Source organism: Brotomerdimonas butyrica (assembly GCF_025567305.1).
Taxonomy (GTDB): domain Bacteria; phylum Bacillota; class Clostridia; order Peptostreptococcales; family Anaerovoracaceae; genus Lentihominibacter; species Lentihominibacter butyricus.
Window position 1 is genome coordinate 61,285 of sequence record NZ_JAOQJP010000003.1, and the last position, 24,055, is coordinate 85,339.

At 47.4% G+C, this 24,055-nt stretch carries 27 protein-coding genes and 1 pseudogene; 6 read left to right on the top strand and 22 right to left on the bottom strand.

Annotation, left to right across the window (positions count from 1 at the left end):
* Window positions 1–8: 8 nt before the first annotated feature.
* The 3 genes from OCV59_RS03040 to OCV59_RS03050 all read right to left on the bottom strand — a co-directional run bounded on the left by OCV59_RS03040 (window position 9) and on the right by OCV59_RS03050 (window position 1,875).
* Window positions 9–680, bottom strand: coding sequence for a uracil-DNA glycosylase (locus tag OCV59_RS03040; RefSeq protein ID WP_147593044.1), 672 nt, complete (start codon window positions 678–680; stop codon window positions 9–11).
* 170 nt (window positions 681–850) lie between these two features.
* On the bottom strand, window positions 851–1,411 hold the full coding sequence (locus OCV59_RS03045) for a hypothetical protein (RefSeq protein ID WP_147593045.1): 561 nt from the start codon (window positions 1,409–1,411) through the stop codon (window positions 851–853).
* A gap of 17 nt (window positions 1,412–1,428) precedes the next feature.
* Complete coding sequence (locus tag OCV59_RS03050; RefSeq protein WP_147593046.1) at window positions 1,429–1,875, bottom strand: hypothetical protein; 447 nt, start codon at window positions 1,873–1,875, stop codon at window positions 1,429–1,431.
* A gap of 133 nt (window positions 1,876–2,008) precedes the next feature.
* On the opposite strand from OCV59_RS03050, the gene OCV59_RS03055 reads away from it, so the two are divergent.
* Window positions 2,009–2,239, top strand: a complete 231-nt coding sequence (locus OCV59_RS03055) for a helix-turn-helix domain-containing protein (protein WP_147593047.1) — start codon at window positions 2,009–2,011, stop codon at window positions 2,237–2,239.
* Between the two features lie 154 nt (window positions 2,240–2,393).
* Window positions 2,394–3,092 (top strand): DUF6873 family GME fold protein, encoded by a 699-nt coding sequence (locus OCV59_RS03060; protein WP_147593048.1) that lies wholly within the window; start codon window positions 2,394–2,396, stop codon window positions 3,090–3,092.
* A 118-nt stretch (window positions 3,093–3,210) separates the two neighbouring features.
* Here the strand turns inward: OCV59_RS03060 and OCV59_RS03065 are convergent, their stop codons facing one another.
* Window positions 3,211–4,452, bottom strand: coding sequence for an immunoglobulin-like domain-containing protein (locus tag OCV59_RS03065; RefSeq protein ID WP_147593049.1), 1,242 nt, complete (start codon window positions 4,450–4,452; stop codon window positions 3,211–3,213).
* Window positions 4,453–4,540: 88 nt separating this feature from the next.
* Here OCV59_RS03065 and OCV59_RS03070 point away from each other — a divergent pair, with 88 nt between their 5' ends.
* The 3 genes from OCV59_RS03070 to OCV59_RS03080 are packed head-to-tail and all read left to right on the top strand — an operon-like array spanning window position 4,541 to window position 7,284.
* Window positions 4,541–5,584, top strand: coding sequence for an elongator complex protein 3 (locus OCV59_RS03070; protein WP_147593050.1), 1,044 nt, complete (start codon window positions 4,541–4,543; stop codon window positions 5,582–5,584).
* A gap of 49 nt (window positions 5,585–5,633) precedes the next feature.
* Window positions 5,634–5,897: an ACT domain-containing protein gene (locus OCV59_RS03075; RefSeq protein WP_147593051.1), complete on the top strand. Its 264-nt coding sequence runs from the start codon at window positions 5,634–5,636 to the stop codon at window positions 5,895–5,897.
* Between the two features lie 28 nt (window positions 5,898–5,925).
* Window positions 5,926–7,284 (top strand): PFL family protein, encoded by a 1,359-nt coding sequence (locus OCV59_RS03080; RefSeq protein WP_147593052.1) that lies wholly within the window; start codon window positions 5,926–5,928, stop codon window positions 7,282–7,284.
* A gap of 84 nt (window positions 7,285–7,368) precedes the next feature.
* Here OCV59_RS03080 and OCV59_RS03085 read toward each other — a convergent pair whose 3' ends face one another.
* The 5 genes from OCV59_RS03085 to OCV59_RS03105 form a co-directional block, all read right to left on the bottom strand.
* On the bottom strand, window positions 7,369–7,650 hold the full coding sequence (locus OCV59_RS03085; RefSeq protein WP_147593053.1) for a hypothetical protein: 282 nt from the start codon (window positions 7,648–7,650) through the stop codon (window positions 7,369–7,371).
* A 248-nt stretch (window positions 7,651–7,898) separates the two neighbouring features.
* On the bottom strand, window positions 7,899–8,072 hold the full coding sequence (locus OCV59_RS03090; protein WP_262584081.1) for a hypothetical protein: 174 nt from the start codon (window positions 8,070–8,072) through the stop codon (window positions 7,899–7,901).
* A 71-nt stretch (window positions 8,073–8,143) separates the two neighbouring features.
* Window positions 8,144–8,950: a delta-lactam-biosynthetic de-N-acetylase gene (pdaA, locus tag OCV59_RS03095; protein ID WP_147593054.1), complete on the bottom strand. Its 807-nt coding sequence runs from the start codon at window positions 8,948–8,950 to the stop codon at window positions 8,144–8,146.
* Window positions 8,951–9,008: 58 nt separating this feature from the next.
* A complete protein-coding gene (locus OCV59_RS03100; protein ID WP_147593165.1) occupies window positions 9,009–11,573 on the bottom strand; it encodes a heavy metal translocating P-type ATPase in 2,565 nt (854 codons plus the stop codon).
* 18 nt (window positions 11,574–11,591) lie between these two features.
* Window positions 11,592–11,891: a metal-sensing transcriptional repressor gene (locus OCV59_RS03105; protein ID WP_147593166.1), complete on the bottom strand. Its 300-nt coding sequence runs from the start codon at window positions 11,889–11,891 to the stop codon at window positions 11,592–11,594.
* 156 nt (window positions 11,892–12,047) lie between these two features.
* On the opposite strand from OCV59_RS03105, the gene OCV59_RS03110 reads away from it, so the two are divergent.
* Window positions 12,048–13,094: a YeiH family protein gene (locus OCV59_RS03110; protein WP_147593055.1), complete on the top strand. Its 1,047-nt coding sequence runs from the start codon at window positions 12,048–12,050 to the stop codon at window positions 13,092–13,094.
* Window positions 13,095–13,243: 149 nt separating this feature from the next.
* Here OCV59_RS03110 and OCV59_RS03115 read toward each other — a convergent pair whose 3' ends face one another.
* From OCV59_RS03115 to OCV59_RS03175, 13 genes and pseudogenes are all read right to left on the bottom strand, one after another.
* The gene (locus tag OCV59_RS03115; RefSeq protein ID WP_147593056.1) at window positions 13,244–13,999 is read right to left on the bottom strand and encodes an exodeoxyribonuclease III; all 756 of its coding nucleotides are present in this window, start codon (window positions 13,997–13,999) and stop codon (window positions 13,244–13,246) included.
* Between the two features lie 85 nt (window positions 14,000–14,084).
* A complete protein-coding gene (locus OCV59_RS03120; RefSeq protein WP_147593057.1) occupies window positions 14,085–15,011 on the bottom strand; it encodes a SufB/SufD family protein in 927 nt (308 codons plus the stop codon).
* A 12-nt stretch (window positions 15,012–15,023) separates the two neighbouring features.
* Window positions 15,024–15,758 carry an ABC transporter ATP-binding protein gene (locus OCV59_RS03125; protein WP_147593058.1) on the bottom strand — a complete coding sequence of 245 codons (735 nt, stop codon included), beginning with the start codon at window positions 15,756–15,758 and terminating at the stop codon, window positions 15,024–15,026.
* 270 nt (window positions 15,759–16,028) lie between these two features.
* A complete protein-coding gene (locus OCV59_RS03130; protein WP_262584082.1) occupies window positions 16,029–16,247 on the bottom strand; it encodes a hypothetical protein in 219 nt (72 codons plus the stop codon).
* The gene (locus OCV59_RS03135; protein WP_147593059.1) at window positions 16,231–16,806 is read right to left on the bottom strand and encodes a hydrolase; all 576 of its coding nucleotides are present in this window, start codon (window positions 16,804–16,806) and stop codon (window positions 16,231–16,233) included. The genes OCV59_RS03130 and OCV59_RS03135 overlap by 17 nt, the downstream gene beginning before the upstream one ends.
* Window positions 16,807–17,057: 251 nt before the next feature.
* Window positions 17,058–17,492 (bottom strand): P-II family nitrogen regulator, encoded by a 435-nt coding sequence (locus OCV59_RS03140; RefSeq protein ID WP_317239784.1) that lies wholly within the window; start codon window positions 17,490–17,492, stop codon window positions 17,058–17,060.
* Window positions 17,493–17,705: 213 nt separating this feature from the next.
* Window positions 17,706–19,196: pseudogene (locus tag OCV59_RS03145) on the bottom strand (DUF1538 domain-containing protein); the annotation flags it as partial.
* A 272-nt stretch (window positions 19,197–19,468) separates the two neighbouring features.
* Entirely contained in the window at window positions 19,469–20,233 is a 765-nt protein-coding gene (pgeF, locus tag OCV59_RS03150) for a peptidoglycan editing factor PgeF (RefSeq protein ID WP_147593061.1), read from the bottom strand.
* Window positions 20,230–20,679, bottom strand: a complete 450-nt coding sequence (locus tag OCV59_RS03155; RefSeq protein WP_147593062.1) for a low molecular weight protein-tyrosine-phosphatase — start codon at window positions 20,677–20,679, stop codon at window positions 20,230–20,232. The genes pgeF and OCV59_RS03155 overlap by 4 nt, the downstream gene beginning before the upstream one ends.
* Window positions 20,680–20,859: 180 nt before the next feature.
* Complete coding sequence (locus OCV59_RS03160) at window positions 20,860–22,059, bottom strand: site-specific integrase (protein ID WP_147593063.1); 1,200 nt, start codon at window positions 22,057–22,059, stop codon at window positions 20,860–20,862.
* 135 nt (window positions 22,060–22,194) lie between these two features.
* Window positions 22,195–22,404 (bottom strand): MerR family transcriptional regulator, encoded by a 210-nt coding sequence (locus tag OCV59_RS03165; protein WP_009242709.1) that lies wholly within the window; start codon window positions 22,402–22,404, stop codon window positions 22,195–22,197.
* Window positions 22,401–23,216 carry an ATP-binding protein gene (locus OCV59_RS03170; RefSeq protein WP_147593064.1) on the bottom strand — a complete coding sequence of 272 codons (816 nt, stop codon included), beginning with the start codon at window positions 23,214–23,216 and terminating at the stop codon, window positions 22,401–22,403. Before OCV59_RS03170 ends, OCV59_RS03165 begins: the two co-directional genes overlap by 4 nt.
* On the bottom strand, window positions 23,216–23,743 hold the full coding sequence (locus OCV59_RS03175) for a replication initiator protein A (protein WP_147593065.1): 528 nt from the start codon (window positions 23,741–23,743) through the stop codon (window positions 23,216–23,218). Before OCV59_RS03175 ends, OCV59_RS03170 begins: the two co-directional genes overlap by 1 nt.
* Window positions 23,744–24,055: the final 312 nt, after the last annotated feature.

Here is a 24,055-nt window from a genome sequence, read left to right on the forward strand (position 1 = left end):
TTTGCAGCCTATTCAGGTATGCGCCAGTCTATCGGCCCCTGTCCGTTTTTCTCAAGGAACTCATTGGCTCTCGAAAAATACCTGCCCCCGAAAAATCCGTTGTATGCCGAGAATGGACTCGGATGCGCCCCTTTGAGGATGCAGTGTTTCGGATTCGTTATGAGAGCTTCTTTGTTCTTCGCGTTCCTTCCCCAGAGTATGAATACCATCGGCTCCTCTCTCTGATTGAGGAGCTCTATCACTCTGTCCGTAAAGATCTCCCAGCCTCTGCCTGCATGCGAATTCGCACTGCTGCGCCTTACGGTCAGCACTGTATTGAGCAGCATCACACCGTTTTTCGCCCAGCTTTCGAGGTTGCCGTGCGATGGCGGTTCTATCCCCAGATCTTCCTGAAGTTCCTTGAAAATATTTACGAGCGAAGGCGGTTTTGCAACTCCTTTCTTTACCGAAAAGCAAAGCCCGTGTGCCTGTCCCGGCTGGTGATACGGATCCTGTCCCAGAATCACTGCCTTGACTTTCTCGTATGGTGTGAACTTCAGCGCGTTGAAAATGTCGTACATATCAGGGTATATCACCCTGCTGCCGTACTCCGCTTTCAGAAATTCTCTGAGCTTCAAATAATAATCTTTTTCAAATTCTCCCTTTAGGACTTCGTCCCAGCTGTTTCCTATATTGACCATGATTTTATTATATTGATTTTTACAGGCTGCCGCAAGAGATAATGTGACATGATGCAAAAAACCGCACATATCAATGCAATGTATAAAAGCTTGCCAGTACACCATAATAGGTGTTAGCAAGCTTTATTATTTACACATTTCAAAGATATGAATATAATCCATGAAATAAATTAATTCTTCTGGAATGTAATGACTTGATCAATTTCATTATCTTCGTACTGCAAAGAACTATCCTCCATCAGATATAAAATTCTTTCTTCTCCATTTTCATTCGACATCGTAACGATCATCTGCTCATTATCAACAGCATACGTACCGTTTTCTATTCCATTTTCAGAAGAAATATCATTAACCACATACTGCATAATAAGGTCCACCAGATTTTCCGTACTGAATCCCACTATTGCACTTACATATGGTTCTACACATTTTCCTACCGCTGCTGCAAATTCACCTATATCAATTCTATAGATATATGTACCATTTTCGTAAAAAGAAACACTCACATCACAATACTCGGGTTCCGGAAATATATTTACCCCTAATTCAGATTCCAGTTCTTTGTACATTATATCTGCAACATCCACCTGTCCACTCCATTCTCCCAGCACATAATTGGACAAAGGCTCTTTTCCATTATCAATTCCAACACTATTACTACTGCAGCTGCCTAAACAGAATATGATCATTAACAACAATATTGCATAAACACAGCGTTTTATTTTATTCATAACTTTTTACATTTTCCTCATTCGCGATGGCTTACCTGCTTTTTTGCAATAAATCCTCCTGCTGCCGCCACTGCAAAAGCCAGCAGCATGATCCACCATCCTGAGCCAAACTGTAAAAATCCCATTACAATAGAACTTCCTACTGTTCCATTCAAATAATGCTTTATTACCATTTCCGGTAAAAATCGAGCCAGAAGCGTTAAAAGCAGCCCTGCTAAAGCAAAAGCTATTACATACTCCTCATTTAAAACTATGACAGCGATTGCCATAATCAGCGCAAATAAAAGCAATATAACATATGCCATGAGTTCCGGTGAACTTACATTCACATCATTCATTCCAAAAAATATATCTACTATAGATATCTGATAATAATCTTCAACAATAAATGGCAAAAACATTGCGATGATTGCCAACAATCCACAACCCTTTATACCAATTTCTCTGTAACTTAAATACTTCATTTTTCTTCTCCTGTCATTTATTTTCATGCTACCATTTGGTCTCTTTTCTGCATCATTATACCACCAAATGATAGCATTAGTCAATGAACAATCATCTGTTTATAGAGTATTTAACATAAAAGAATGGAGTGCCATGTACTTTAAAAGAATAGAAGATTTAAGAATCGATCACGATTATACACAAAAACAGGTAGCGCAGCGCTTGAATATAGCCCGAGAAGTCTATCGAAGATATGAAAAAGGCACTCGTTCAATTCCTGTAGACTGTCTCATCAAACTAGCCGAGCTTTATGATACCAGCGTCGATTATATTCTTGATCTGACAAACGTAAAAAAGCACTATCCTCGAACTCCTTCAAAATAATCCAGAGTATTTTCACTTACATTACATTCGATAAAAATTGCAGCATTTTTTATATTGCAAAAAATGGCAGCCGCAGAAATGATTTTCACCACATGCTGTCCTTTGTTATAATACTGTCTGAAAACCGCCCCCATCGAGCGAAAGGAGCAAGAACATGCCCGACAAAGAAAATATATCCGAAAAAAAAGTATATCTGTCATCTCTTGTCTGTGAGCCGCTTGTCAGCTATCTCAAGGCTCAGGGTTTTTCACCTGTGCTGCTGGACGGAACAGATTCCCCGGTATATGAGGAAGTCTCTACTCATGCCGACATACACATGTGTCAGCTCGGGCTATGGGACGGCGTGCGCCTTTTCCACGGAAATACGTCAAAGCTAGGGCATGATTACCCGGGAAATATCATCTACAATGCAGTCTGCACCGGGAAATATTTTATCCATAACCTTGAATATACCGATCCGGAGCTTCTTGATGCCACGGATAACCTCAGCAGAATAAACGTGCCGCAGGGCTACACGCGATGCTGCTGTCTGCCTGTCAATGATTCGTCATTCATAACTTCAGATGAAGGCATCGCAAAAGCACTCGAAAAAACGGATGCGGACGTTCTGCGCATAAGCAGGGCCAGCATCGCTCTGCCGGGGTTCGATTACGGCTTCATCGGCGGATGCGCAGGGCATATCACTGTGAATGGCCGGAAAACTATGATCTTCAACGGAGACCTTAGCGCACATCCCGACTATAAAAAAATCGCAGCCTTCATTGAAGACCGCGATATCGACATCTTATTTTTTGAAGATTTTCCGCTGACGGATATAGGCAGCATACTCACCGGCACACCTGTGCACATGTAAAACTGCTGCATACGGTGCGCTTTGCACTGCATCGCATCATTATTCACTGATGGGGGGGCTCCATCGTGCCTGAACCGTTCCTGACTTTCCCTGATCAGAATACCTTCTCTAAAAGCTTCTAAGGACTAACTCTGTCCTGAAATCCCGCGAGGCTCTGTCCCATGCTCATTCTCACTCTCGGAAGCAGCAGCGGATCATCGCCCGGTTCCGCCTTGCCGTACTCAGTAGTCACTGCGCACAGGAAGCCTGCCTTTTCCACCATGCTCCTGCTCCTCTCATTGTAATCTCCGAACGGATATGCAAATGCATCACTGCTGCCGCACACCTCTATAGAACGCTTAAGATCAGCAAGACCGTCTTCCTCTGAAATCGCAGTGAAAATACCGCCGTGTCCGATATTTCCGCCGCCTCTGTGCATATTGTCGGAATGCGACTCATAGATCACATAATCGCTCTGATACTGCGCGATCTTTTCCTCTCCATTGTATGAAGTTATCATGAAGCACGTAGCCGGGGTCTTGCACTTTTCCAGCACCGGTATCCCGTTTTCCAGGAAGCTCACGGCACCGTCGTCAAAGCAGAGTACTATGCTCTTGTCGGGAAGCAGCAGCTTGCCGTCGACGTAATCGCGCACTTCTTTCCACGTCGGATAGTAATACCCTTCTTCATTGAGCCAGTTAAGCTCCTCCTCAAGATCCTGCATCGATATATAGTTGCCGAATCGCTGATTCAGATCATCCGGTGGATCATTTTCATCATAAACGTAGTGATACATGCAGATAGGAAGTCCCGGTGCGCCGTAATCCGTATTGGCTGCGACCTCAACCTCTCTCGTCACTCTCGTGGTATTTCCATTGTCATCGCTCACCGTATAGCTCACGGTATTCGTGCCGGCTTTTCTGATATCGCTGCCTTCCACCTTCACCTTGTCCGTTATGTCTTTGCCGTTCTCATCGGTCGCCTTGTAGCCCGGCTCATCGAACTTGTCACCGAGTTTCAGACCGTCTATCTTCTCCGATCCCTTGAGGGCGATCTCCGGATTCATCTTATCCAGAACCGTTACCTTCCTCACAGCCTTCAGATCTTCGACGCTGTATTTCAGTTCGTACGTTCCCGGTTTTGAAGTGTCCACCTCTCCGGTCACCTTGACCTTGTCCGACACATCCCTGCCGTCAACGACCGCCTCAACTCCCTGATCCTCGTACACCGCATTGAGTCCTACCGTCATCTCCTCGTCGCCCTTGAGCTTCATCGAAAAATTCGACGAATAGAACGTCATCACTATCGCTGCGATGCCGACAACGATTATCGCCAGCACCAGCACTATCAGCAGTATTTTCCTGCTTCCTGATTTACTCATCTGATACACCCATTCTTCTCCATTTAATTTATGCTTTTATTTCAAACTAACATACCTATAATACCATGTTTGTGATAGAATGTTAACTATGAAAAAGCATGCAATAATACCCGTCTTTATACCGCACAAAGGCTGCCCGAACGACTGCGTTTTCTGCAATCAGAAGGCGATCACCGCTAGGACCGCGGATATAAAGCCGGAAGACGTGAAAAAACTGATAGACGATTACCTGCCGACTCTGCAGGGGCGCGACCTGGAAACGATAGAAGTGGCTTTTTTCGGAGGAAGCTTCACCGGGATCCCGCTCGAGGAGCAGTCGGCATTTCTCGAAGTCGCCGCAGATTACAAGGCGCGCGGGCTGATCGACAAGATACACATGTCCACGAGACCTGACTACATCGATGAGACGATACTCGACAATCTGAAAAAATACGATGCGGATATCATCGAGCTCGGCGTGCAGTCTTTCCACCCGGAAGTGCTGAAAGCATCCAACCGCGGCCACAGCGCAGAAGATGTGTACAAGGCCTGCGATCTCATCAAGTCATACGGCTTTGAGCTCGGCATACAGCTCATGATCGGACTGCCGGAGGACAGCCTGAAGCGCTGTCTCTATTCGGCAAGAGAGACCGTAAAGATCGCACCGTCTGTCGCAAGGCTGTACCCTACCATCGTCCTGAACGACACTGAACTTCTCAGGATGTACCAGCGTGGCGAGTATTCTCCGCTGACCACTGATGAAGCTGTCGCGATAACAAAGGAAATGTACCGCATCCTCGATGATGCCGGGATCAACATAATACGCGTGGGGCTCAAAAGCACCGACCTGATCACCGAAGGCGGCGAGATCCGCGGCCATACTTTCCATCCGGCATTCAGACAGCTCGTCGAGGGAGAGCTTGCAAAGGAGCAGCTTGAAGAGCAGCTCACAGAGCTGCTGCAGAGGTCTGCGGAAAGTCCGGAAGTCCATGAACGCTTTGAATTCCGCAGCAGCGGCAACTCGTTTTCCAATATGGTCGGAAACAGCAGACGCAACAAGAACTACTTTGCAGAAAAGTATCCGGATCTTCGTATAAAATATAAAGTTGATCATTCTCTTGCTGACGGCCGCTATATTGTGGTAAAATCGTAAATTAAGAATAAGCACCGGCGCCGCCGGTTTATAGATACAGGAGGTCAAAATGAAAGCAGTTATTACGGTAATAGGAAAAGATATGGTCGGCATACTGGCCAAAGTGAGCACGACATGCGCTGAAGCGAATGCAAACGTATCAGAAGTGACTCAGTCGATACTGGACGAATACTTCGCAATGATAATGCTCGTTGAAATAGATAAGATGAACTGTACGCTGGACGAACTCAAAAACAGAATCGAAAAGATCGTCCCTACAATGACAGTCCATGTGATGCATGAAGACATTTTCAATTCAATGCACAGGATCTAGCACATCATCACACAGGAGGTAAACAGACATGCTCAACACCAAGGATATCATGGAAACCATAACCATGATACAGGACGAACACCTTGACATAAGAACGATAACTATGGGTATATCGCTCATGGACTGCTGTGACAGCGATATCGACGTCTCATGCAGGAAGGTCTACGACAAGATATACAGACTCGCTAAGGATCTCGTAAAGACAGGCGAGGAAATAGAAAAGAAATACGGTATCCCTATCGTCAACAAAAGGATATCGGTGACGCCTATCTCTCTGCTCGTTGCCGTATCAGGCGGAGATCCTGTAAAATACGCGAAGACTCTCGACAAGGTCGCAAAGGCGATCGGCGTGAATTTCATAGGCGGATATTCGGCGCTTGTCCACAAAGGATTCGCTGCGGGAGACAGAGAACTCATCGAATCGATACCGAGAGCTCTCGCTGAAACCGATTTCGTATGCTCATCGGTGAATATCGGCTCGACAAAATCCGGTATCAACATGGATGCCGTGAAGATGATGGGCGGCATCGTGAAGGAAGCGTCGGAGCTTACGAGCGACAGACAGTGCATCGGCGCTGCAAAGCTCGTGGTATTCTGCAACGCGCCTGAGGACAACCCGTTCATGGCCGGAGCTTTCCACGGCATAGGCGAGCCTGACTGCGTTATCAACGTAGGCGTATCAGGACCCGGAGTTGTCAGAGCAGCTCTCGCAAAGATGCCGAAGGATGCGCCGCTCTCAGAAGTCGCTGACCTGATAAAGAAGACTGCATTCAAGATCACGAGAATGGGGCAGCTCGTCGGAAGCGAAGCTTCTGCAAAGCTCGGAGTTCCGTTCGGTATCATCGATCTGTCGCTCGCACCTACACCTGCTGTCGGTGACTCCGTGGCATACATACTCGAAGAGATCGGTCTCGAGCAGTGTGGCACACACGGCACTACAGCAGCTCTGGCTATGCTTAACGATGCTGTAAAGAAAGGCGGAGTCATGGCGTCTTCGAACGTCGGCGGACTTTCCGGAGCTTTCATTCCTGTATCCGAGGACGCAGGCATGATCAGCGCCGCAGAATCCGGCACGCTTTCGATCGAAAAGCTCGAAGCGATGACCGCCGTATGCTCAGTAGGACTCGATATGATCGTCCTGCCCGGCGATACTCCGCAGGAAACGATCTCAGCGATAATCGCTGATGAAGCTGCGATCGGTATGGTCAACTCCAAGACTACCGCTGTCAGAGTGATACCTGCCATCGGTCACAAGGAAGGAGAAATGCTCGACTTCGGAGGACTTCTCGGCAAGGGGCCTATCATGAAGATCAATAAAAAATCCTCTGCTGTGATGATCAACAGAGGAGGTCGCATCCCTGCACCGATGCAGAGCCTCAAAAACTAAGCTTTTCGTTGTATTTTAAAACCCGCCGCTCCGCTAGTGAGACGGCGGGCTTTTTATTATCGTTTTACAGCTGCTTCTCACCGCTTATCTGCCGCAGCCACAGCCTCCACCGCAGCCTCCGCATGTGTTCGAAGTGCCGCATGTGTCGGAAGTCCAGGCAGTACCTGAAGTTGTCGAAGTCATTCCTCCGCAGCCGCAGCCTCTGCCGCCTCTTCCTCCGTTGCCGGTTCCTGTTCCGCCGCCGCATCCGCAGGACGGAACTATGGATCCGCATCTTCCGCCGCGCTGCCACGGCCCTGTAAATTCGCAGTTTTCGCAAGTTATATTAAAACCGGTATTACCAGTGTTGCAGTTACAGTTTGCCATAAAAAAATCCCCTTTCATCTGTCCGCCGGTCAGAGCCCGGTATCAGGATGCACCGTTCCGGTACACGTCTGCCGGGCTGCTGCCGGTGCCGGACTGTACCATCAAAGTGTCTCGCAGGCATCTTTTGTATGCTTTATACTATGAAAAGAGATCGTTTTTGGTTCACTTCAGTTTTCTTTTTTATAGCTGTTTCCGCCGTCCGCTTATGAGCTGATCCCGCAGCCGTCGAAATCACAAAGCTCGATATCCTAGTCGTCAGTCTTATCCGTATCGTCTGCTGCGTCATCATCGTCGACCGCATCGTCCGCCGGTTTCGCATTTTTCGCCATCTCAATGAATCTGTCCGACTGGACTTTGTTGACCTTGAATATGGCAAAAGCAATTACAGCTACTATTATCCCGAGAAGTAAAAGTAATGGCATAGCGTTTTCCTCCCTATATATCCGGATCTTATATGTATTTTACAATATCGCACTCGGAATTAACAGCGGTTTTATAAATCTTTTACCGTTCCGAAGCTGTATCCCATCTCTTCCCATTCAGTCAGCAGCTCATCCAGTATCTCACTGTTAGTCTTCGAGGTGCTGTGCAGCAGCACGATCGCGCCGGGATGCACTCTGGGTATCAGTTTGGAAAAAGCCTCTTCCTTAGTCGGCTGATCCGACTCGTACCAGTCGACGTAAGCCAGACTCCAGAACACGGTCTTGTATCCCATGTCACTGGCCATTTTGAGATTGGACTCACTGTACTTGCCCTGAGGAGGTCTGTAGTACTTTTTCATTTTCTTTCCGATCACTTCCCTGTACTTGTCTTCAAGCTCCGTAAGCTCCTTTTCAAAAGCCTCCTTCGTCGATATCGCCGACATGTCAGGATGCGTGAACGTGTGATTGCCGACTGTATGACCTTCCTCTACCATGCGCTTTACAAGCTCCGGACTCGTCTCGATATAGTTGCCCACCAGAAAGAACGCCGCCTTTACATCATGCTTCTTGAGTACATCGAGGATCTTTGCCGTATACCCGTTCTCATATCCGGCATCAAATGTCAGATATATCACTTTCTTATCGGTTTTCTTCATGTAAAACGCGTCGTATTTCGCCAGGTATTCGACAGTCGCGTTCCCCACAGGCGGCTGCCCCTCCTGCTGGAAGCTCAGCCCCCAGTTCTCGTCAGCAGAGCCGCTGACTGCCTTTTCCTTTACGATATCCGCACCTGAAAAAACAGCCACAGCAAATACACATGCTGCGGCTATTATTCCTGCCTTTTTGATCAGACCGTTTTTTCTCACCATGATTATCATAATATCACCACCCGGGATATTATATTTTATCACCGGTGAAAAAATAACATCTGATGCGCTATTCGATGGATAATACTTTGAAGTCTTTGTCTTCAACAGCTTTCCTGAGAACATCGTCAGCCACATCGTCAGCGAGCTTGACTACTGCAGTGCCCTTTTCATGGCTGACCTTAGCGCCTTTTACACCATCGAGAGACTCGAGTGATCCTTTTACTGAAGCCTCACAGTGCCTGCACATCATACCTTCGATTTTGATAGTCTTTTTCATTCCTGGTTCCTCCTTGTCATCTTCTTCGATTTCATTTATTATCTGCGGAATATCTATACGTTTTCTTTTCCTGTCGTGTCTCGTATTCCTTATATCAAACAGATTCAGCGTGAGTGCGTTTGTCACTACGCAGAAACTGGACAGGCTCATTGCTGCCGCGCCGAACATCGGGTTGAGCTGCCATCCCAGAAGATGTATCCACACTCCTGCCGCGAGCGGTATCCCGATAACGTTGTATATGAACGCCCAGAACAGGTTCTGATGTATGTTCCTGAGCGTCAGTCTGCTGAGGCGCACCGCTGCAGGCACATCGCTCAGACTGCTGTTCATCAGCACCACGTCTGCCGCATCTATCGCGACATCCGTGCCTGCTCCTATCGCGATACCTGTATCGGCTCTTGTAAGCGCCGGTGCATCGTTGATGCCGTCTCCGACCATCGCCACCTTGCCGTACTTCTGAAGCTCTCGTATCGCAGCTTCCTTGCCGTCAGGCAGCACCTGTGCGATGACCTGATCGACTCCTGCCTGTTTTCCCACAGCCTCCGCAGTCCTGCGGTTGTCTCCGGTGATCATCACTACGCGGATGCCCATATCCTGCAGCTCTTTCACTGCCGCCGTGCTGTCTTCTCTGATGACGTCAGCAACTGCTATCATGCCGAGGATATTTTTGTCTTTTATGAAAAACAGCGGCGTTTTTCCTTCTTCTGCCAGGCTTTCTGCCTTTCGTCTGATCTCGTCGTCAAGTTCTGCAGTCTCTGATGCAAAGCTCAGGCTTCCACCGTAAAGCGCTTCTCCATCCAGCATCGCCGAAAGACCGCTTCCCGGCAGTATTCTGAAATCACTGATATCCATAGTCTCAAGCCCTCGCTCCTCTGCAGCTGCGACCACAGCTTTTGCAAGAGGATGCCCGCTCATCGCCTCGAGCGAATATGCATATGTCATCAGCTCATCTTCGGATACACCATGTACCGGTATGATATCCGTGACTTTCGGATCGCCCTCCGTGATCGTGCCGGTCTTGTCAAGCGCCGCGATCTGCACCTTTCCGGTCGCTTCAAGCGATACAGCCGTCTTGAAAAGTATGCCGCGCCTTGCTCCTATACCATTTCCCACCATTATAGCCACCGGTGTTGCAAGTCCGAGCGCACACGGACAGCTTATGACGAGCACCGATATGCCTCTCGCCAGCGCGAAGCCGACTGTCTGTCCGACCAGCAGCCACACCAGTATCGTCACCGCAGCTATCGCGATGACTGCAGGTACGAATATCCCCGATACCTTGTCTGCTACTTTTGCTATAGGCGCCTTTGTCGCTGCCGCATCGCTTACCATTTTTATTATCTGCGAAAGCGCAGTGTCCTCGCCTACTCGTGTAGCCTCGCACTGCAGGAATCCCGACTGGTTGATCGTCGCCGCGGATACCGCATCGTCAGGAGCTTTGTCCACAGGCATGCTCTCTCCGGTCAGAGCCGATTCATCGACCGCGCTCATCCCGCTTTTCACTATACCGTCTACCGGTATGCTCTCACCCGGGCGAACGACGAATATATCGCCTTTTTTTACCTGAGATGCAGGCACCGTCACTTCCTCACCGTCTCTTAATATCACTGCCGTCTTCGGCGCCAGCTTCATCAGCCCTTTCAGCGCATCCGTCGTCTTTCCCTTGGAACGCGCCTCAAGCATCTTGCCGACTGTTATCAGCGCCAGTATCATCGCCGCAGACTCGAAATAGAATTCATGCATGTATTTCATCACTGCGGACATATCTCCGTTCACCTGTGCGTCCGTCATCGCAAACAGCGCATATGTGCTGTAAACGAATGCAGCGCCCGAACCAAGTGCTACCAGCGTGTCCATGTTCGGCGCTCTGTGCCACAGGCTCTTGAAGCCGCTTATGAAGAATTTCTGGTTTATCACCATTATTATCGCGGAAAGGAGCAGCTGTATCAGCCCCATGGCTACATGGTTCCCCTCGAGTATCGAAGGGATCGGCCAGTTCCACATCATATGACCCATCGAAAAATACATCAGCACGATCAGAACTGCCACCGACGCGATCAGTCGCCTTTTCAGCACCGGCGTTTCCGTATCCTTTAGAAGCTCCTCATCTGCAGACATCTGTGCGCCTGCGCCGCTTTCACCGGCTTCAGCCGAGCCGCCCTTTTCCGAAGCGCCGTATCCCGCAGCCTCCACTGCCGATATTATCTCCGCCGGCGATGCCGTCCCTTCGACTCCCATCGAATTCGTCAGCAGGCTCACCGAGCAGCTTTCCACGCCCGGCACCTTGTTCACCGCCTTTTCCACTCTGCTGCTGCATGCAGCACAGCTCATTCCCGTAACCTTATACTGTTTCAACATCACGTTCCTCCAGTTCTATCTCATCAGCTTCTGCAATGTCGATACAAGCTCATCTATCGTTTCATCCTTGCCGTTTCTTATGTCTTCTGCCACGCATGTCTTGATATGACTCGCCAGCAGCTCCTTGTTGAAAGAGTTCAGCGCAGCGTTCACTGCCGCCACCTGTATCAGTATGTCTGTACAGTACGCATCTTCCTCTACCATTTTCTTTATGCCTCTTATCTGCCCTTCTATCCTGCTGAGTCTGTTCACCAGCTTCCTGTATTCCTGCGGTGAACGCTCCTTCGTCTTGTGACAGCAGTTCTGGCATTTCATGTTTCCTGTTTCCATAAAGATCCGTCTCCTTTTCGTATATCTTTATCACGCCTATATAGTATACCCCCGTATGGTATATGTCAATATATTTTTGCGGTCTTTACAAATCACGATATATACTTTAATATTTTCTGTAGCACAAAAGGAGAATATGACATGAAACAGAAATTTTTTGAATCAGAAACACTTATCGGCATAGTTTTCTGCCTTGCGGCAGCCATACCCGCGCGTATCCTTGGAGGTCTTTTCCCGATAGTAGGCGGACCGGTATTCGGCATACTGATCGGTATGATCATCGCGTTTTTTAAAAGACCTGCGAAACTCGAAAAGGGCATAAAATTCACTTCGAAATACATACTGCAGTATTCCATAATACTGCTCGGCTTTGAGATGAATCTTTTCAATGTTATCAAGGTCGGTGGACAGTCGCTGCTGGTGATGCTGTTCACGCTGTCGACATCGTTCATAACGGCATATGTGGTTGGAAAGGCACTGAAAGTCGACGGCAAGACGACTGTACTCATCGGGGTCGGCACTTCGATATGCGGCGGTTCTGCCATCGCGGCTACTGCACCCGTTATAAGGGCTGAGGACGAAGATGTCGCTCAGGCGATCTCGACGATATTCCTGTTCAATATCATCGCGGTATTCATTTTCCCTGCTCTCGGCCACATGATGGGCATGACCGACACGCAATTCGGCATGTGGGCAGGCACTGCGATAAACGATACTTCATCAGTAGTCGCTGCCGGTGCTTCGTGGAGCAGCGCCGCCGGAAACAATACAGCACTGGCGTTCGCAACGATCGTAAAGCTGACCAGGACCCTGATGATCGTCCCGATAACACTCGTGCTGGCGTTTTACACGACAAGAAAAATCGCACGTGAAAAGGCTATGGCCTCGGCTGACGGAGAGCTTTCCGCACAAGACGGCGGTTTCAGCTTCGTCAGGGTTTTCCCGTGGTTCGTCCTCGGCTTCGTAGCGACCGCGATCCTCAACACACTTCTGCCGATACCGGCAGCGTTTTCAGGCGCGCTCGTGAAGATCGGCAAATTCATGATAATCATGGCGATGACTGCGATAGGGATGAATACAAATCTGAAAAAACTGCTCACGAACGGCATCAGACCGATATGCCTGGGACTCTGCTGCTGGTTCATGGTAGCAGTCGTATCGCTGATAGTGCAGCATTTTACGCTGTAATGTCAGTATACTTTACAAAACAAACCGAAAAGCCTGCAGTGCGAATCAGAATGATCTGTGCTCGCCTGCAGGCTTTTTACTTATCCATATTCAACCGCACCATTCCCAGCACTCGCCATAAAAACTGTGCAAACCCTCAGCTGCAGTCTTTACATGTCGATCTCGAGTGTCACCGGGCAGTGGTCCGAGCCGTACACGTCAGTCAGGATCTCAGCCTTCTGCAGCCTGTCGTCCAGGGCTTTTGACGTGAGGAAATAGTCTATACGCCATCCGGCGTTGTTTTTCCTGGCGTTGAAGCGGTAGCTCCACCACGAATACGCGCCTTCGAGGTCGGGATAGAAGTATCTGAAGGTATCGGTGAACCCGGCGTCCTGGAGCTGTGTCATCTTCTGGCGCTCCTCGTCGGTGAATCCGGCGTTTTTCCTGTTGGTCTTCGGATTTTTAAGATCTATCTCGCGGTGAGCGACGTTGAAATCTCCACATGCGATCACCGGCTTTTTCTCCTCCAGCTTCTTGAGATATGCCAGGAAATCATCTTCCCAGCTCATCCTGTAGTCTAGTCTTTTCAGCTCGTTCTGCGAATTCGGCACGTATACGTTCACAAGGTAAAATCCGTCATACTCGGCGGTTATCACCCTGCCTTCGTGATCGTGCTCGTCTATCCCTATGCCGTATGTCACAGACAGCGGCTCTTTCTTTGAAAACACTGCAGTTCCGGAATAGCCCTTCTTTTCAGCGGAACACCAGTACTGATGGTATCCATCCAGCGGCACCTCAGCCTGCCCTTCCTGCATCTTCGTCTCCTGGATGCACAGGATGTCCGCATCCTGCTCCTTTGCAAAATCGAGAAAGCCTTTGCCCATAGCCGCTCTTATTCCGTTTACGTTCCATGAAATCAGTTTCATATCGTCCTGTCTCCTGTTCCTCCGCACTTCGCCGGTTCCGGATGTCAAATCCCCGATGTCAAAATCACCGGTCAGCTCACGCCTGTCAGTTGAGGAATGCCTCTATGATGATGTTCTCCGCTTCCTCTTCCTTCATGCCAAGCGTCCTGAGCTTGATCAGCTGCTCGTCGTTTATCCTTCCGATAGCCGCTTCATGTATTATCGCCGCATCGAGATGCTTCGCGTTGATCTCCGGTATCGATCGCACCTGTGCGCTGTCCATGATTATCGAATCGCACTGTATGTGCGCATTGCACTTGTTGTTGCCGACTGCTGCCGGATGGAAGACCTGGCTCGAATTCTCCTTAGCTACCGATCTCGAAACTATCTGCGCCGAGCTGCCTTCTCCATTGAGCCTTATCTCCATATTCGACTCCGCGTCCTGATCTCCGTGAGTCATCAGCTTTTCCACTACGAAAAGCTTCGTGTTTTTGCCCATGTCGACCTGCGTCTCTCGCTTAGTCGAGTCCACGCCTTTTATCTGGGATGTATCCAGCGTGAAAATGCTGCCCTCGTCCAGCGTGATCTTCGTCACCGGATTGAGGATCCTCGCCCCGCTGCCGTCGCCTTCACCGTAATGGTTCTCGCGGTAAGTGACATTTGCACCTTTTCCCACGAAAAACGAGTGCACACCATCGTGCTGGCTGTCGGCATGTCCGTCATTGTGGATCCCGCAGCCTGCGATTATCACGACGTTCGCTCCGTCTGCAACGTGGAAGTCATTGTATACCTTGTCTGTAAAGCCTGTCGCATCGAGGACTACAGGGATATGGACTTCTTCACCGTCCGTATCACCGTCGATGTAGATATCGATCCCCGGCTTGTCCTGCTTTTTCACGATCTTTATGTGTTCGCTGTCCCCATGACACAGCGCAGCTCCGTTATGTCTGAGATTGAACGCACCTTCCTGCTTAAAGCCTGCTTCATCTATATATTTGAGTATCGCCTGTGTTACTTTATCAAGTTCTGCCAATTTCGCACCCTCCTAAATCTCTTCCAGTCTCTTGAGATACGCACAGCATGACGGACCTTCCTGCATTAGCTGCGGGAGTATATCCTCACGCTTTCCTATGCCGGCAACTCTGCCGTCTTCGATCACCATGACTCTGTCTGCCATCTGCATTATCCTTTCCTGATGCGAGATCAGGATGAGGCTCTGGTTCTTGTCCTTCTTGATTTCTTCGAACTGCTGTATCAGCATGGAAAAGCTCCACAGGTCTATGCCTGCTTCTGGTTCGTCGAAAATGCAGAGTTTGTGCGGTTTTGCAAGCACTGTCGCTATCTCCAGACGCTTCATCTCGCCTCCGGAAAGTGTGTTGTCGACTTCTCTTTTCACGTATTCCTGGGCGCAAAGTCCGACTTTGCTCAGAAGCGAGCAGCACTCGGATTCGCTCTTTTCCTCGCCTGCTGCCAGGGAAATCAGTCTGTCGACCGTCATTCCCTTGAATCTCGGCGGCTGCTGGAATGCAAATCCGATCCCGGCCTTAGCTCTTTCATCTATATCGTATCCTGTTATGTCGGTGCCATCCAGCGTGATCTTTCCCGCTGTCGCTTTCTCGATGCCCATGATGACCTTTGCCAGCGTGGACTTGCCTCCGCCGTTAGGTCCTGTGATGACGAGCATCTCACCGCTTTTTACATCAAAGCTGACATCCGACAGTATATTTCTCTCCATACCTTTTTCATTTACGGAGAATGACAGATTTTCTACTTTAAGCATTTACTGTTCCTTTCATTAGTTAAATCGCATACTTAATTATTATAATCCCTAAACAAAAAAATATCAATCAGAACTGTACGTATGTCGGAAACAGCGCGCAGGGTGCGCTTTGCATAGAACAAAAGTGGCTTCGCCACATATTTTGATATGAAACTTTTGCTGATATTCCGGAAATATCGAAAGCGATATTTCCTACATAATGAAAAACGGCAGTACTGGGATCCAGCCTGTCGCTCATTGCTGTCAATTCTTTTTATATCATAAACCCCTTTATCGTCTCACATCGCCTATATCTGTGACGATCTGATATCCCGCCGACAGCACACGGTTTTCAAGACATCCCCGGCACTGGGCAGTTTCGTCTCCCCTGAGGGTGCCGCTGCATCCCATCAGCAGTGCGAACTCATCATCGCTGAGGTTCCTGTTTTCTCTCAGTTTCTGCACTGTTTCCGCATATTTCTTTATATCCTTATCAGCCGATGGCTTCATAAGCTTCCTCACATTCTCTCATCGCCAGTATCGTTCTCTGTATCAGGTCGCTGAGCTCCCAGCCGAGCATGTCTGTGCCGCGCTGGATGACTTCCCTTGAGCAGCCTGCCGCAAAGTTGGCGTTCTTGTATTTTTTCTTAACTGATTTGACCTCCATGTCTGAAACGCTCTTGGACGGTCTCATCAGCGATGTGGCATATATCAGTCCTGTCAGTTCATCTGTGGCATACAGGACTTTTTCCATTTCGTGCTCCGGCTCTATATCCACTGTTATGCCGTAGCCGTGGCTTGCTGTGGCGTGTATCAGACGCTCGTCCAGGTCACGTTCTCTCATTATCTCCTGGCTTTTTATGCAGTGCTGGTCAGGGTACTGTTCAAAATCCAGGTCGTGCAGAAGTCCCACGATGCCCCAGAATTCCGCTTCGTCTTCGTAGCCCAGCTCCCTTGCAAAATATCTCATGACGCCTTCCACTGTGACTGCGTGTTTCAGATGAAAAGGATCGCTGTTGTATTCTTTAAGAAGTTCCCATGCTTCGTCTCTCGTAAGTTCCCTGCTCATTTTCATTCTCCTCTCAGTTTTGATATCATCCCGGGCAGCGCCGCCTTTGCCGCTTAACTCATCCTTGTTACAGCAGCGCTGTCAGCATCTATAATTTGTCTGTCATTTTTTATATCACACATACGCTGTCGCCCTTTCAGGCTTTGCGTAAATCATATCTGTTTTATAGGAATAAGATATCTGAAAAACCACCGGTTGTCAATACAGATCCCGGTGGTTTTATCTTTTCAACAGGAAAATTCCGGCTTACATCACTTCATCTGCCCGTATATCCTGCTCACCTCCTGCACGTACATTATGCCGTTGCCCGGCGCATCGAGGTCGATCTGCGCATTTACAGCATCGATAACCGCATCCGTGCGGTCTCTTTCCACAACGATCAGCAGCAGCTCCTTCTCAGGCTCGATATCCAGGCTGAAAAGTCTGCTGGTCTCACTCTGACCCGCACCTCGCGCATTTACGATAGTGCCGCTGTATGCTCCCGCACTCTGCGCCGCAGCGAGCATTTCCTCCGCCATACCTTTGTTGACTATGATATTTATCGCATCGTACATGAATGTCACCTTCTCTTTCTCTGTTATATGATGTTTGTCGCCACCGTCGCCTATGAACCTTGCCACCGGCACGCTGAACGTAATGCCGTCGCCCGTCATTCCGAACTGCAGCAGTTTGCTCACCATACGCATGAGCTGATATGCGAGCTTCTGCTCCGTAACTATCACGAGCACTTCCTTCTCAACGTGATCCAGCCTGAACAGATGCTTCCAGAACCCTTTTGCGGTCTGACGTCCGTAAAATATCGTTCCGCCGGAGACTCCGCGTTTTCTTGCAAAGTGCAGTATGCGGCTCGCCAGGCCTTTGTACACGACGAAGTACACGCATTCGTATCTGCTGACCGGCTTTTTTCGCTCTGCATGCTCTTCGCCTGCAGATTTTATCTTAAAAAGCAGGCCCAGCACCTGCAGTGCTATTATCGGCGTCAGCGCGACCATGGAGATCACACCGAACCCTTCGACGAGCACGTCTGCACCTTCTATCGACTCTGCCGCGCCTTGCGTGAATGTAAGTATGAAGGTCGCCGTCATCGGCCCCGAAGAAACTCCACCTGAGTCGAAGGCGATGCCGACGAACAGCTTCGGCACGAAATACATCAGTGCCAGAGCCACCGCATATCCGGGAAGCAGATAGTGCCAGAGCTGCAGTTCAGGTATCAGTATCCTGATGATCGAAAGAGCCACCGCGCAGCCGACCCCTATAGAAAGTGCGCCGAGCACGTACGAGCGCTTTACATATCCTGAAGTGACGCTTTCTATCTGATGCGTCAGCACGTGTACTGCAGGCTCCGCCAGTATCGTCACGAGACCTATCACGAAGCCTATGAGTATGAGCAGCCATCCGCCGTGATTTTCCGCAAGCGTATGACCTATGAATCGTCCGGCATCGAGGAATCCGGCATTCACTCCGGTCAGGAACAGCGTCAGCCCCGCCCAGTTGTAGACCAGTCCCGTGCATATGCGTCCGAGTTCACCGGCCTCTACCCTGATCGATATGAAATTGCATATCAGAAAGATCAGCATTATAGGCAATACTGCCATCGCAGATTCCAGCGCCAGCACGGTGATCTCGTTGAGGAAAGGAGCCAGCACGGATGACGAGCTGCCGTCGATGATCTCTACAGAGCCCTGTATCTCATCCATGTCGAATATGATGCTCATAGCCATTACAGAAATGACAGCTCCCGTGGAAGCTACAGCAACGAGGCCGAAGCTGTCTTTCTCTGATGACTTTGAGTCTCTTCTCATCGCGGAAACACCTATAGCCAGAGCCATTATGAACGGCACGGTCATCGCTCCCGTCGTCGCGCCCGATGCATCGAACGATATCGCCAGGAATTCCTCTGATGTAAAGATCGCCATCACGAATATCACCAGGTACAGCACTGTCAGCAGCTTGTAAAGCGGGAACGCTTTTACGATCCTTCCGAGTCCTATGCTCAGAAGCACTGCGATACCTATGGATACGACCACCACTATGCTGAATTTCGTGATAGTGCCGCCAGTTACCGATTCGACCTGAGATGCAAGTATGTGCAGATCAGGTTCTGCGACAGAAATAAAAAAACCCAATGCAAGACCGGCGATCATTACGATTGAAAATTTATTGCTCTTTGTGATCATCGATCCCATCAGGGTCCCTATAGGTGTGACTCCCAGATCTACGCCCAGCAGAAATACAGATAATCCTGCGATTATCAGAACTGCCCCCAGCAGAAAGCGCGCTATCATGCTTCCCGACATCGGGGTGAGTGTGAAGCTGAGGATCAGTACAATAACGGTTATCGGTACTACCGATACGAAAACTTCTCTTATTTTGTCCATCAATACAGTCAAGTGCATCCCGCCTTTCTGAAAATCATGTCAATGCTATCGTGTTAGTGCTACATGTTAGTATCAAGCATCTAATTTTTGTGTGGGTTTCATAATAACACAATTTTCAGATAATAGCAACTTAATTATTGTTTTGCGACCAAAAAATGTATTTTGAGTGACTTTTCTGATTATTGATTTTTATTAACATATATATAGTACTGTTAAATGCGATATGCTGCCGTTTCCTGTTTCTTTTTTCTGTTTTTTTTTTCTGGTTTCTTTTTTTCTGTTTTCTATCTTGACGGCATGCAAAGCCCGCCGCCCATGCGCATATACGTGCCTCCTTCTCTGCGGTATGAACAGAACAGCTCCGGTTCGCAGCAGGTGCAGTGCTCACTGACTTTTATCTGCTCTGCCGGGATTCCTGCGAGCTCCAGCTGCCTGCGGCTGATGCCTTTGATGTCTATATGGCATTTTTCGTTTTTGCGGTCTTCAGGTGCTCTGGAGATGAATTCGTGTGCGAAGTCCCAGTTTTCTGCAAAGGCCTCAGCTACTTCCATACCGGCTTCAAAGCAGCACAGGCTTATCCCCGGACCGATGTAAATCTGCAGATCTTTTGCATCGCAGCCGTATTCAGTCTGCATCTTCTCGATCATTTCCACGGCGATCCCTGCGCATGTCCCACGCCATCCCGCATGCGAAAGGCCGATGGCTTCTTTCACCGGATCATAGCAGAAGACCGCCAGACAGTCCGCATGGACAGTTGTCAGCAGAACATTTTTGATATCGGTGACAGCGCCATCGGTATCCGGGATGATGATCGATGTGTCAACTGCCGCTTCAACATCTTCCTGACGTATCACTGCAACGTGCTTCTTATGGATCTGTTTTGGAAAAACGCGCACTGCGTTTTCCATGCCAAGCTGCCTGAAGATTTCCTGATTATCGTAAGGCGAACCTTCGACTGCCCCGCTTTTCAATGAAAAAAAGCCGGTGACATCAGGGAATCCCTCAAACACCGGCAGATAATCCTTTTTAGTTCCCGCCTGTCCACTCATATCAGTTCCTCCATCAGAGCTTCGCAGCCCTGTATCACGTCATCGTACGTCTCGTCAAAGTTGCCCGTATACCATGGATCCGCAATGCTGCGATCCGCCCCGGCGTGCTCCAGCAGCCTGGTTATCTTGTGCTCCGGATCACCGCCGCATATCCTCTCGATGTTGCGGACATTGGCATCATCCATGCCTATTATATAGTCGAATTTTTCATAGTCCTTTTTCGTCATCTGGCGCGCATGCCTGCTCTCGAACGGTATCCCGTTCTCCCTCAGCTTCTCCTTCGTTCCCGGATGCGTATCATTGCCGATTTCCTCCCGGCTGGTCGCTGCCGATTCTATGTAAAACTCATTTTCATGCCCTGCCCGGCGCACCATGTCCCTGAACACGAACTCAGCCATGGTCGAACGGCAGATATTGCCGTGGCAAATAAAAAGTATTTTAATCATTGTTGCATAACCTCGCATTTCTTCGTTTTTCTTGGTATTTCAGACTTTGTGAGCCCTTGTAAAAAATTGCTTTCTGGCATAAATTGGTGTGTTATGGCATATGTTATACCGCAAAAGGTGTAAAATAAGGTGTAAATTTCAAGATTTTACACCTTGCCATTTTAAGCTATAAAATCGTAATTACACAACTCGAAGTCTGGCGACTTCTTCTCTGGCATCCTCAAGATTTACATGTGTATATGTATTCAATGTAACGCTGATATCTGAATGCCCCATCAAATACTGTAATGCTTTTGGATTCATTCCCGACTTTGCCATATTGGAACAATAGGTATGTCTGCATACATGTGGTGTAACATTCGGCATCTGAACCTTGTAAATTTTATTATACTTCTGAACGATATGTTTAAAGTAATGCTCCCAGTGTAAGGAATAGCAGATACTTCCATCTTTATCAAAATATAAAAATCCGCTCTTCCCATCTACCATAGGTTCTGCTTTTGGTGGGTTTCGTTTTTCTATAATCTTCCGAAAACATTCTTCCACATCCGCAGTCATAGGTATCTTTCTTGTTCCGCTGGTTGTCTTCGTTTCTTGAATATAATACCCGATTTTTGATTTCTTCTGCAACTGGTGGTCAATATTAATTGTATGTTCTTTAAAATCAATATCAGAAACAGTCAGTCCACAAAATTCTGAAATGCGAAGTCCCGTCTTAAACAGTATATAAATGCCTTCGTAGTATTTACTGAAATGTGGATCATCCTTCACAAATTGTAAAAACTTGCGTTCCTCTGCCCTGCTGATTGCCTCTCTTGTTACACTATCATTCACGATTACTTCCACCAGTTGAAACTGAAATGGATTTTTCCTGATCAAATCATCGTCAACTGCTAATTGAAATGCCGGTCGAAGAACTCCACGGATGGAATGAATGGAACTGTAACTTTTCTTCTCCACTTTTTGAAGATGTATCAGCCAACATTTCGCATCGGAAATCCGAACCATATCAATCCTTCTTTTTCCAAATGGATCTTTCTTCAGAAGATTGATAACCGTTCCGTATCCGGCAACCGTTGTCGGTCTAACACCAGTTCTAGTCGAAATATATTTTTCAACCAGTTCCAGCACTGTCATATTTCCACCATTTGTTACAATCTGGTCAAATCGGTCTGCCTGGATTTTCTTTTCCATTTCCCGAAGTGATGATGTACGACGTTTTCCTTTTGGAGCTGCATCATTGTGATCCAGTCTCCAGCTATATATACAGCGTTCTTTTCCCATTTCATCTACATACTTAAATCGATATCTGCCATCCGATAACTGCATTTCTCCATTGTGTAATATACGTCCTCTATGATCTCTCCTTTTTTCACTCATAATTTTTTAGTCTCCTTCATCAAATGTTCATTTAACTTGGAAGACCGTCTCGGTTTATTCATTATACCACAAGACCTTCCCTTCGCTAAGATAAAATGAACATTATTTTCATTACTATTTCTTCTATTCTGTCACTTAAACTGTGCTGGCTGTATCCAGATAATCTTCAAATAATTTTCTTTTGAACCGTATATGAGAACCTACTTCCAAAATGAAATCCGCTCCCTCATTTTCACCTGCAATCTGCCTTAATCTCTTTTCTCCAATTCCGTAATATTCTGCTGCTTCGGAAACATTTAAAGAATATTTCTTCCAAACAGGTACTGTTTTTTCTGTATGATTCATTCGCATTCCTCCTCCCCTCTGTTTGTATTCAACAACGTTTTTGCTTTCTCCATTTTCATACTTGCAATCGCTTCTCGTTTACTTACGCCTCCAACATACATTGGCGTACACATTTCTAAAATACGGTCATAGATACGCCTTTTATCTAACATGGTCTCGCTTTTTATTTCTTTCAGCGGAAGATTGGTCGTGATGATCAATGGTCGTCCTGAACGGATCCTGCGATCTATGACGCTAAAAATAATTCCTAACGCATATTCTGAATTTCGTTCTACTCCAAGATCATCAATAATTAGAAGCTGATAAGAAGCCAATGCATTGATATATTCCGTTTTGTCTGCTAGTGGAAATATATCATCGATAATGGTATTGAAATTTGTCATCTTTACCGTTACTTCTCGTTTAAGAAGCGCATTGGCAATACACCCGGCAATATAACTTTTCCCGGTACCAACCGGTCCCCAGAACAAACAACCAATATGATTTCTTTTCATTTCATTCCAGTTATCAACATAATTTTTTGCCTTATGCATTACAGCATCTGACATATCTGCATTTTCAAATGTCCACTCTTCCATTCTGCTCTCGTCAAAACAGATGCTCATATTTCTGCTGACTAATTCCCGGTGTTCTTTCTCTTTAAAATATTTTTGTTCTTCTTCATATGCTTTTCTGTCACAGGCACATTGCCTGGAATGTTTCTTCATCCCCATAAATCCACCCTTGGGGAAAAATGCTTCTTTCGCTTCCCCACAGACTTTGCAGTATCGCAAACCATCACTGCCTACACATACGGTATCTTCTTCCCTCATCACAAACTCTCTCCTTCCCCATAGCAATAATTTACTTCATGACATTTATTTCTTTTATATTTCTCAGTTACTTTACTAGGTGCCACATTTCCGGCTTCTGCACAGCCATTTTTACGACCAGATGATGGGTGCTTTTCCGGCTCTATTACAGCCATCTTTTCAACCGCCTTATCATCAACCGTCTGTAAACTTATCTCTTCAGATGGAATTTTCACATATAAATGATTGGGTTTTGAAAAACCACCGGATCTGCGAACCAATAGTCCCACATCATCTAATTCCTTCAACGCTGTCTTTACAGAAGATTTGCATTTATCGATTTGAACAGACAATTCTTCTATTGGAAATATCAGATAAACATTTCCATACTTATCTATCCAGCTATTCTTTCTCGATATCCGTGCCCGGTCATACAAAATCATATAAAGAAATTTTGCACTTTGAGAAATTCGAAGCTTTAGCAAAAACTTCGGAAACTGGAAGTACTGAATCATCTGCTCTGACTCCTTCATGTATTCATATTTCATTCTTTTTCTCGCCTCGTTTCTATGCGAATCGGACATTCGCAATCCGCTTCGCTACTTGCTCATGAGCGCAGTTGTTTCGTGAACTGCGTTCAAATTATTGTAAAAATCATTTTTCTGCCGGCTCAAAAATGTCCTTACACATATTCAAAAGATGAAGGGCATAAATACAGGCTCTTGAGGAAATTTTTTTATTTTTCCTGCAAAAAATACCCTTTCATTAATACGAAACGCTGAGAGGCATTTTTACAGTCCCCTGATGAAAATTTTTTTATTTTTTTGATCAAATGAATACTTAAAAACAAAAAACACCCA